The organism is Mesorhizobium sp. M7A.F.Ca.US.002.01.1.1, assembly GCF_004022955.1.
Taxonomy (GTDB): domain Bacteria; phylum Pseudomonadota; class Alphaproteobacteria; order Rhizobiales; family Rhizobiaceae; genus Mesorhizobium; species Mesorhizobium ciceri.
In genome coordinates this window covers 1-1655 of sequence record NZ_RZQE01000804.1, presented here as the reverse complement: position 1 = coordinate 1655, position 1655 = coordinate 1, and the positions used below count along the sequence as shown (strand labels likewise).

Annotated in this window: 3 protein-coding genes; 1 reads left to right on the top strand and 2 read right to left on the bottom strand. The window is 61.6% G+C overall.

Features of this window, described 5'->3' with window-relative positions:
* Positions 1-19: 19 nt before the first annotated feature.
* The gene (locus tag EN932_RS35635) at positions 20-265 is read left to right on the top strand and encodes a YjhX family toxin (protein WP_032899321.1); all 246 of its coding nucleotides are present in this window, start codon (positions 20-22) and stop codon (positions 263-265) included.
* Between the two features lie 47 nt (positions 266-312).
* Here the strand turns inward: EN932_RS35635 and EN932_RS35630 are convergent, their stop codons facing one another.
* On the bottom strand, positions 313-744 hold the full coding sequence (locus EN932_RS35630; protein WP_013531344.1) for a CBS domain-containing protein: 432 nt from the start codon (positions 742-744) through the stop codon (positions 313-315).
* 87 nt (positions 745-831) lie between these two features.
* On the bottom strand, positions 832-1590 hold the full coding sequence (locus EN932_RS35625; RefSeq protein WP_013531343.1) for a rhomboid family intramembrane serine protease: 759 nt from the start codon (positions 1588-1590) through the stop codon (positions 832-834).
* Between the last annotated feature and the right edge of the window lie 65 nt (positions 1591-1655).

The following is a 1655-nucleotide window of genomic DNA, read 5'->3' as shown; positions in this document are numbered from 1 at the left end:
TCCAAGAGGACGCGCGGCGCTGTGGAAACAGCGCATCCTGCACCTGCTCGCGCAGGGCGGACGCATTGAAATCGAAAAGAACGAGAAGAAACGGATCGCCTCCGTCAAATGCCTGACCCGCGACGGCTGGCATTATCCGGGCGTCGATCTCGAGCTGTTTCGAAAACTGAAGCGGAAGAAGGCTGTTTCTTCGTCTGACGGTGGACCCTACCGCATCACCCGGCGCGGGCTCGCACTCGTCCGCTCCGAACTCGACAACAGGTAACCACGGCTCCGCCGGTCGGTTCTCCGGCCGGCGGTTCGCCTCACCGCTCAGGCGGTGGCGATGTAGGCTCTGATCTCGTCGGCCTCGCGCTCGACATCCTCGATGCGGCGCTTGACCACGTCGCCAATGGACACGATGCCATCGAGCATGCCGTCCTTTTCCACCGGCAGATGGCGGAAGCGGCCTCGGGTCATGATCTCCATCACCTCGTTGACGGTGTGGTTTTCGTTGCAGATCTTCACTTTCGGCGTCATCGCCGAACGCACGGGGATATCGAGCGCGGCTCCACCTTCGCGGGCGACAACCCGGACGATGTCGCGCTCTGACAGGATGCCGACGATCTTGCGATCGCCATTGGTGATGACCAGCGCCCCGATCTTGTGCTCTGCCAGGATACGGATGGCTTCGCTAAGCTTTTCGTTCGGCCCGAGCGTCAACACGTCATGGCCTTTTCTCTCGAGAATTGCCTTAACCGTCATGGCGTCCTCCTCTGCTTTGCCTGCCGGTTCCTGCCCTGACCGGCCTTCACGTAAGAGTGAACATCGTGCGCCGTGATCGGTTGCATTTCAAGTGTGGTGGTCGGCCGTCTCCCATTCGGGCGCCTGCCATCGCCTGTCGAACCAGCGCAGGCCGAAGAAGCCGGCGACAAAGCCGCCAATATGGGCCTCCCAGGCGATCTGGCCGTCTACCCCCGGGGCAAAACCGAGCAGGCCGGTGGCGAGATTGATGACCATCCACATGGCAAGGAAAATCACGACACCGCGCAAGCGCAACACGAATGCGATCGGCAGCACCGGGCCGGCGAAGGCGGCCTTGCCGGCCGAACGATCGGTGCGGAAGCCAAAACGCGCCGCAGCCCCCATCATGCCTGATATCGCACCGGAAGCCCCGACCAGCGGCGCCTCACCGTAAGGATGCAGTGCCCAGAAAAGCGCGACCGAAGCCAGCCCGGTTGCGGCAAAGAACAGCGCGAACCACAGCGTTCCCAGACGGTTTGCCAATGGTGAACCAAACGCGGCGAGCCACACCATGTTGATGGCGATATGGGCAAAGCCGCCATGCATGAACGCGTAGGTGAAGGGCCGCGAAAACAGGAACCAGTCGAAGCCGTATTGCCCGGTGTAGAGAACGGGGATGAAGGCCCCGTCATACAGCAATGTCATCTGCTGGGATTCGCTCAACACATATTGCTGCAACAGATAGACGACGACGCAGATGCCGATCACCGCCAGCACGACGGGCGGCAGGTTGAACACCGGCTCGCGCCGCGGCTCGGGCGCGCCCTCGACCGGGTCGGCTTCCGAGGGAATTACCGGTTCACTCATTTGAAATTGCACTCACTGCGGGATTCCAGGTTCGAGCATCTAGATTAACGCGGACCGAACAGCAA

What these genes read in the sequence shown, in the direction of transcription:
- EN932_RS35630 (WP_013531344.1), bottom strand. Translation starts at nt 744, where the DNA reads ATGACGGTTAAGGCAATTCTCGAGAGAAAAGGCCATGACGTGTTGACG.
- EN932_RS35625 (WP_013531343.1), bottom strand. Translation starts at nt 1,590, where the DNA reads ATGAGTGAACCGGTAATTCCCTCGGAAGCCGACCCGGTCGAGGGCGCG.